Genomic DNA, 7,142 nt, shown 5'->3' on the forward strand with positions numbered 1-7,142 from the left:
CTGATGGAGATGGCGCGCGCCACCACCCCGCACGCCTTCGACACCGAAATACTGCTCGCCTTCCGCCAGGCGGGGCGGCCTGACAGCCCGATCGGCCCGATGTGGCTGCAAGGGGCGATGCGCGACATCACAAGCCTTGGCAGCGGCAGCGTGCTGGTGCTGATCGTGACGGCGGTAATCGTCTATCTCCTGCTTATCCGCAGGCCGGCGACCGCCCTTTTCATCTTCGTGGCGGTGGCCGGCGGTCAGATGCTGTCGAGCCTGCTGAAAGCCGGAATCGACCGGCCGCGCCCCGAACTCGTCTCGCATCTCGTCAACGAAACGACGCTGTCTTTTCCCAGCGGCCACGCCATGCTGTCGGCGGTGACCTATCTGACGCTCGGCGCGCTGGCGGCACGCTTCCTGCCCGGTCGAACGACGAAGATCTATGTGCTGTCGCTGGCGGTGCTGACGACGCTGCTGGTCGGCATCAGCCGCGTCTATCTCGGCGTCCACTGGCCGTCGGATGTGCTGGCCGGCTGGTGCGCCGGCTTCGTCTGGGCGATGCTGTGCTGGCTCGCTGCCCGGACGTGGCAGCGATGGCGTGGGCAGCACCCGGACGGCGAGACTGGAGACTAGATCAGCCGGTTGATCAGCCCGTGCCCGCAGCCGGCCAACAGGAAAACCGCCGACAGCAAGGCTGCCGATGTCATGAAAGTCTTGAAGATATTCAACCGCGTTACTCCCTGCCCAGATGGAAGACCTTAGCGCGCAATCCCGGGAAAGTATCTAAAAAATGGCCAGTCAGGCGCCGCTACTTACGTCTCAAACATTCATCCTAATGCTTGAAACATCAGAATGATGATATTATACCTTACTCCTGCAGACTCAGACGGGGATTCCGGCCGATGATCACTGCCGCGCAGATGCGCGCCGCAAGGGCGCTGGCCGGCATCGATCAGAAGACGCTCGCCGAGCGCGCCGGCGTTTCGCTTCCGACTATCCAGCGCATGGAGGCGAGCGATGGCGTGGTCAGGGGCGTGGTCGACACGCTGATGAAGGTCATCCAGGCCCTCGACGAGGCCGGGGTGGAGCTGATCGGCGAGAATCAGGCCAGCGAGCGCGGCGGCCGGGGCGTGCGCCTCAAGTCTGCCGTGCCGCCGGATCCCAAGGCTGAGCCGGCATAAAGTCGCGACGGCGACCGCCGACAGCCCTGCCGACGATCCCGCCGCCTTTCAGGGTGCGAAAGGCAGTCCATGGATCAGACGCAGCGGGCAGGGCATGAACCGGCCCCCAGATCGGCCCAAAGGTCGGCCCACCAGTCGGCAAAGCCGACATTTCCCGAATTGTTCACGCCAAAGCTCGTGACGGTCTGGCGCGAGGGCTACACCTTCGCCGACGCCAAGGCGGACGCCATTGCCGGGCTGACGGTGGCCATTGTCGCGCTGCCCTTGTCGATGGCCATCGCGATCGCCTCGGGAGTCACGCCCGAGCGCGGCCTCTACACCTCGATCGTCGGCGGCTTCATCATTTCGGCGCTCGGCGGCAGCCGCTTCCAGATCGGCGGCCCGGCCGGCGCCTTCATCGTGCTGGTGGCCGCGACGGTTGCCCGGGTCGGTATTGACGGGCTGCTGCTGGCAACGATGATGGCAGGGGTCTTCCTGCTCGCCATCGGCTATCTCCGTCTCGGCACCTACATCAAGTTCATTCCCTATCCGGTGACGGTCGGCTTCACCGCCGGCATCGCCGTCATCATCTTTTCCGGACAGATCGTCGAACTGTTCGGGCTGAAGCTTGCCGGCAAGGAGCCCGGACCGCTGGTGCCGAAGCTGATCGCGGTCGGCGAGGCGGCCGGCACCATCAACCCGGCGGCGACCTTCGTGGCGGTGTTGACCGTCGCCACCATCGCCGGCCTGAAGCGCTGGCGGCCGACATGGCCCGCAATGCTCATCGCCATCGGGCTGGCATCGCTGGTCGTGGCGCTTCTCGCACTGCCGGCGGAGACGATCGGCACCCGCTTTGGCGGTATACCGCGCAGCCTGCAAATGCCCGCTTTGCCGCCGATCAGCCTGGACAGGATGATTGACGTGCTGCCGGATGCCATTGCCTTCGCCTTGCTGGGCGCCATCGAATCGCTGCTTTCGGCGGTGGTCGCCGACGGGATGACGGGCCGCCGGCATCGTTCCAACTGCGAACTGGTGGCGCAAGGCTTCGCCAACATCGCATCCGCCCTGTTCGGCGGCATCTGCGCCACCGGCACCATCGCCCGCACGGCGACCAATGTGCGGGCCGGCGCCCACGGACCGGTTTCGGGCATCGTCCACTCCGCCATCCTGCTCGCCTTGATGTTGGTGGCGGCGCCGCTCGCCAGCTATATCCCGCTCGCCGCCCTGGCCGGCGTGCTGGCGGTCGTGTGCTGGAATATGTTCGAGAAACAGGCCTTCGCCACCTTGCTGCGTGCCTCGCGCGGCGATGCGCTGGTGCTGATGGCGACCTTTCTGCTCGTCATCTTCCGCGATCTCACCGAAGGCATCGTCGTCGGCTTCGTGCTGGGGTCGATCCTGTTCATCGACCGCATGGCCAAGTCGATTGCGGTCGAGGCCGATCAGCCGCTGGTGCAGGAGGATGTCGCCGACAGCACCAAGGCCTACGATGCCAGCGAGGCGACCGACGCCGACACCGTCGTCTATCGCATTTCGGGCGCCTTCTTCTTCGGCGCCGCATCGACCGTCGGCACCGTGCTCGACCGCATAGCCGACCAGCGCAGGAACTTCATCCTCGACTGCTCGGCCGTACCGTTCTTCGATTCGACGGCGGCCAACGTCATCGAAGGCGCCGCCCACAAGGCGAAACGCGCCGGTGTCCGCTTCATCATATCGGGTGCCGCGCCGCAGATCCGACGCATGCTGATCACCCACGGCGTCAAGCGCCCGCTGGTGACCTACGCCGCCTCGATCAAGGATGCGCGGGCGCAGCTGAAAGGGAAGCTGGAGGCGGGGTAGGGGCCGGGATTTGCCGGCCGGTGGCCATAGTCAGGACAAGGTGTCCACCTGTTGAATGCCAACTTCTTGACGTTGAGCTGACTCACGCACGGCGCGACGTGAACAACCGCACTGCGCCTCTTTTTGGTCATTTCGAGAACCAACCTCCGATTCCGAAAGCTGGCATCCATCCACGTTGCGCCGCCAATGCTCAATCCTCGGTGAGCATGAAGCGATCCTGTAATCGAATTATTGACGAAATATCGTTATAGATTCTATTATATCCCCAAGTGAGGTATCCCATGCTCTACAAGCTAGAGGTCGAAAACTTCTTCTCCATCCGCGATCCGCAGGTGCTCGACCTGTCGGTGGATGGAAAAGTGCCCGATCCTGAAGGCCGTTATGCCCCCATCTTCGAGGGTGCGGACGTGCGCGCGCCGAAGGTCGTCGCCCTCTATGGCGCGAACGCCTCGGGTAAAACGACGGTGCTGCGCGCGCTCGAATTCGTCGTGACGATGATCCGCGACAGCGTAGCGCGCACGGTGCCAGGCTTCGCTGGCATCGAGCGGTTCAACGACGTGGAACCCGGCAGTCGGCCGATCCGGTTCGCGATCGAGCTGGGCGGCATCATAAACCTGACGCCGGAAGTCTTTCAGCGCGCCACGAGCGGCGAAAAGGTCGAGCAAGGCACTTACCGCTACGAACTGGAAATCGAACTCAAAGAAGGGCTCGCGGTGCGGATCGCGTCCGAGTCGCTGCGCCAGAGGCCGAACGGCCAAGGGAAATGGCAGCGCGTCTATGAGCGCGATGCCGAGGGCAAGGTGAAGGACTCTAAAACCTTCAGCCTCTCGGGCTTCCAGCACCTCGTGAAGACGCTCGCCGGCAATCACACGGTGCTGTCATCATTCGCGAAATTCCAGCACCCGACCGCGCAGCTTCTTGTGGATACGGCGCGCAAGGCCTTCTTCCAAATTGAGCCTGTGCACTCCTTCGTCGATCGCGACGTGATCGACTATCTAAAGAACCAGCCCAACGTCGTCTCGCGGCTGAAGGATGAGCTAAGCCGCATAGATGTGGGTGTGGAAGGGATGCGCTTTCAGCATACGGACAACGGGCCGCTGCTGCTGTTTAAGCACGCGGGTCTTGCGGTCGAAATGCCTTGGCTGATGGAAAGCCACGGCACGCGGGCCTTTATCAAGATGTTCCCTTTCATCATGAGCGCACTCGATACCGGCGGGATCGCCGCGATCGACGAAATGGACGCGGCCATTCACCCGAACATGCTGCCCGAGCTGGTGCGCTGGTTCTATGCGGCCTCGGGACGTAACAAGTTCGACGCGCAGCTATGGCTCTCCTGCCATTCGGCCTCGCTGCTCGATGACCTCAACAAGGAGGAAATCGTGATCTGCGAGAAGGACCGGCAGGGCCGCAGCCACCTTTACAGCCTCATGGACGTGAAGGTGCGCCGCGACGAGAACCATTACCGCAAATATCTGAGCGGTGCATACGGCGGGGTTCCACACCTCGGATGAGCCGTCGTCGCCCGCCATATATCGAGCTTCGCCGTCCGGTTTATATTGGCTGCGAGGGAGCGTCAGAAGTCGGTTATGCCGGCTTTCTGCAAGATCTGATCCGCGATGCCAATTTGCCGGTGCACCTGCACGTTGACGAATTGGGGCCGGGGACCGGCGATCCGCTGTCGCGTATCGAGATGGCGGTGCTGCGCCTGAAGCTGCTCCAGAGAAAACGCCGTGCGCCCGCGGAACGCTTCGCGCTTTTGGATTTTGACCAGGCCGAGCGCGATCCGCAGCGCGCCGAGCGAACGCGCAAGCTCGCGGCCGACAACGGAATCACGATTCTCTGGCAACGGCCCTGCTTTGAGGCAATGCTGCTGCGCCATCTGGAGGGCAAGGCGGCCAACCGCCCGCCCGATACGCCGGGGGCGGTTAAGGCGCTCGAAAAGGAATGGCCGGAATACAAAAAGCCCATGACGCGCGCCAACCTGGCGCGCCGGATTAATCGGGATGCCGTCCTGCGGGCGGCAGGTGTCGAGGCCGAACTACAAGCCTTGCTCCGCAGTATCGGGGTGCTCTAGCGATCGGGATACGCGACTTCCGCGCTGTATGGTCGCCGGCGGCGGTGAACCGGTGGCGACGGAAGCTTCGCCACAAGCACGTCCCGAACCGGACGTTCCGCTCCCGGCCCAAAGGCGAGATCAAAATATCTGCTCGGCAATGTCGGCTATTGGCGCTTGGCACAAGGTGGGCCGATCCGGGGACGTCGTTAATTGGCCACAATACGATCCTCGCCGACTAACGACAGTCCATCGGCCGTTGGCGAACGTCTCGCAGCTCTGCCCTGAGGCGCCGATCATGGCTCTCAATCGAGCTTCAGCGCCACAACCTCGCCTTCGTTCATCAACGGCACATAAAGGATCGACTTGCCATCGGCGCCGATGTCGGCGCTGCCCGGCTTGAACTGCGCCACCACCTCCGGCGCGCCGCCCGCATGATGGCGGTAGAGCTTGCCGGTCATGTAGGCGGTGGTATAGATGGTGCCGCCGATGGCTACGACGCCGTCGAGATCGGCGAATTTCTGGGCGGCCGGCAAGGGCGAAACCACCTTGCTGGCGATGTCGACCGACAGCAGGCCGCCAAGCTCCGTCGTGCTGAAGTCGGGCTTGATGCCCTTGCCCCAGGAGGCGACGATCAATCGGCCGCCATCGGCGAAGATGCCGTTGGGTGAAGCCAATGCCCCGTCCTTGACGAACAGCTCCGGCCGGTCGCCATCGATGCGGTAGATGGCGTCGGCCAGCATGTCGGTGACATAGACCTTGCCGGATTGGTCCGATGTCATGTCGTTGAGGAAGACCGCGTTCGGCACCGCGATGCTGGCGACCAGCTTGCCGCTGGCGAGGTCGACGACGCGGACTTTCGTGATGTCGGCGACATAGAGCTTGCCGCCCGAGATCGCCATGCCCTTGGGTGCGTCCATGCCGTCGGTCCAGTGCTGGGTGACCGTCTTGCCGTCCAGCGACAGCACGGAGAGATAACCGTTGCCGTCGGCCTCGCCGGGATTGCCTGATATGTTGGAAACGATGATGCGATTGTCAGCGGCGTCGAACAGGGCCGATTCCGGCTGTTCGAGCCCGGTGGCGCGCCAGAGTTCGCCGGCCTCCGCGGCGGGCACTGCGGCAATGCCGATGACGGCGATAAAGGTTGAGGTGATGAGGGTGTTCATGACTGCTCTCCTGAGATGACGAGGCAGAGCTATGGCTTTCGATACTTTTCGGAAAGGCCTGACGCCGCTAGTATCGAATATCGATACGAAACTAGCGACAAGAGGTGCATCCAATGAACGGTCTGATCTTCCAGGCGCTGAAGCGGACGTTGAAGGCGAAGGGCGTCACCTATCGCGCGCTGGCCGAACGCATGGGCGTTTCCGAACCGACGGTGAAGCGTATCTTCCATGAGCGCAATTGCAAGCTCGACCGGCTGATGGAGATTTGCGCTGCGGCCGGTGTCGAACTGGAAAACGTGCTCGGCTCGATGAACCGGGGGCCTGGGCCGGTCAACCACATCGCGCCGGAGATCGAGCGCAAGCTCGCCAGCCGGCCGGCGCTGCTGTTCATCTTCGTCATGCTGTCAGAAAAGTTCACGCCCGAAGGCATCATGCGCTCGCAAGGCCTGAGCGAGGCTTCGATGTTCCTCTATCTGCGCGATCTCGAGGAACTCGGCCTGATCGCGCTCGGACGGGGTCTCTCGGCGAGACTGCTGGTCGAGACGCCGATCCAGTGGAACTTCGAAGGGCCGCTCAGGCCGCTGTTCGAGATGACCAACAAGAATTTCATCGGCTGGGCCATCACCCATATCGACAAGGAAGCGACCTTCGTCAGCTTCTCCAGGCGGATGCGGCCGGAGACGGCTGAAATGGTGCGGCGCGAGGCGGAGGATCTCGCCGACCGCGCCAAGCTGCTCGCCCATCACGACCAGCACACGACGCCGGAGGATGGCCTGATCGGCTACAAATGGACGTTTGCCTTTGGCGCGACGCCATTTCCGGCAATCATGCCGATCGGGCCGCACGCGCGAGATGCCGGGGCGAGGCCTGATACGCCCGCCGCCGCGAAAGGACAGCGGCCGCTGCCGGCCTGACCAGGCACCGCGTCAATCGTCTCAGCAC

General features: G+C 63.3%; 7 protein-coding genes. 6 read left to right on the plus strand and 1 reads right to left on the minus strand.

What is annotated here, in order from left to right; translation table 11 throughout:
• The 5 genes from ENZ75_RS15180 to ENZ75_RS15200 all read left to right on the plus strand — a co-directional run.
• Nucleotides 1-618: phosphatase PAP2 family protein (locus ENZ75_RS15180; RefSeq protein ID WP_164887832.1), on the plus strand; the 618-nt coding region annotated here is incomplete at its 5' end.
• 269 nt (nt 619-887) lie between these two features.
• A complete protein-coding gene (locus ENZ75_RS15185; RefSeq protein ID WP_063169634.1) occupies nt 888-1,166 on the plus strand; it encodes a helix-turn-helix transcriptional regulator in 279 nt (92 codons plus the stop codon).
• 69 nt (nt 1,167-1,235) lie between these two features.
• The gene (locus ENZ75_RS15190) at nt 1,236-2,981 is read left to right on the plus strand and encodes a SulP family inorganic anion transporter (protein WP_063169635.1); all 1,746 of its coding nucleotides are present in this window, start codon (nt 1,236-1,238) and stop codon (nt 2,979-2,981) included.
• Nucleotides 2,982-3,262: 281 nt separating this feature from the next.
• Nucleotides 3,263-4,492, plus strand: a complete 1,230-nt coding sequence (locus ENZ75_RS15195) for an AAA family ATPase (RefSeq protein WP_063169636.1) — start codon at nt 3,263-3,265, stop codon at nt 4,490-4,492.
• Entirely contained in the window at nt 4,489-5,055 is a 567-nt protein-coding gene (locus ENZ75_RS15200) for a hypothetical protein (protein WP_063169637.1), read from the plus strand. The genes ENZ75_RS15195 and ENZ75_RS15200 overlap by 4 nt, the downstream gene beginning before the upstream one ends.
• A 284-nt stretch (nt 5,056-5,339) precedes the next feature.
• Here the strand turns inward: ENZ75_RS15200 and ENZ75_RS15205 are convergent, their stop codons facing one another.
• Nucleotides 5,340-6,200, minus strand: coding sequence for a hypothetical protein (locus tag ENZ75_RS15205; RefSeq protein ID WP_063169638.1), 861 nt, complete (start codon nt 6,198-6,200; stop codon nt 5,340-5,342).
• Nucleotides 6,201-6,313: 113 nt separating this feature from the next.
• Here ENZ75_RS15205 and ENZ75_RS15210 point away from each other — a divergent pair, with 113 nt between their 5' ends.
• Entirely contained in the window at nt 6,314-7,114 is an 801-nt protein-coding gene (locus ENZ75_RS15210) for a helix-turn-helix transcriptional regulator (protein ID WP_063169639.1), read from the plus strand.
• The last annotated feature ends 28 nt before the right edge of the window (nt 7,115-7,142 follow it).

The sequence above is a fragment of the Mesorhizobium sp. M7A.F.Ca.CA.002.04.1.1 genome, from assembly GCF_004022805.1.
GTDB classification, from domain to species: Bacteria; Pseudomonadota; Alphaproteobacteria; order Rhizobiales; family Rhizobiaceae; genus Mesorhizobium; species Mesorhizobium ciceri.

What these genes read in the sequence shown, in the direction of transcription:
- ENZ75_RS15185 (WP_063169634.1), top strand. Translation starts at nt 888, where the DNA reads ATGATCACTGCCGCGCAGATGCGCGCCGCAAGGGCGCTGGCCGGCATC.
- ENZ75_RS15190 (WP_063169635.1), top strand. Translation starts at nt 1,236, where the DNA reads ATGGATCAGACGCAGCGGGCAGGGCATGAACCGGCCCCCAGATCGGCC.
- ENZ75_RS15195 (WP_063169636.1), top strand. Translation starts at nt 3,263, where the DNA reads ATGCTCTACAAGCTAGAGGTCGAAAACTTCTTCTCCATCCGCGATCCG.
- ENZ75_RS15200 (WP_063169637.1), top strand. Translation starts at nt 4,489, where the DNA reads ATGAGCCGTCGTCGCCCGCCATATATCGAGCTTCGCCGTCCGGTTTAT.
- ENZ75_RS15205 (WP_063169638.1), bottom strand. Translation starts at nt 6,200, where the DNA reads ATGAACACCCTCATCACCTCAACCTTTATCGCCGTCATCGGCATTGCC.
- ENZ75_RS15210 (WP_063169639.1), top strand. Translation starts at nt 6,314, where the DNA reads ATGAACGGTCTGATCTTCCAGGCGCTGAAGCGGACGTTGAAGGCGAAG.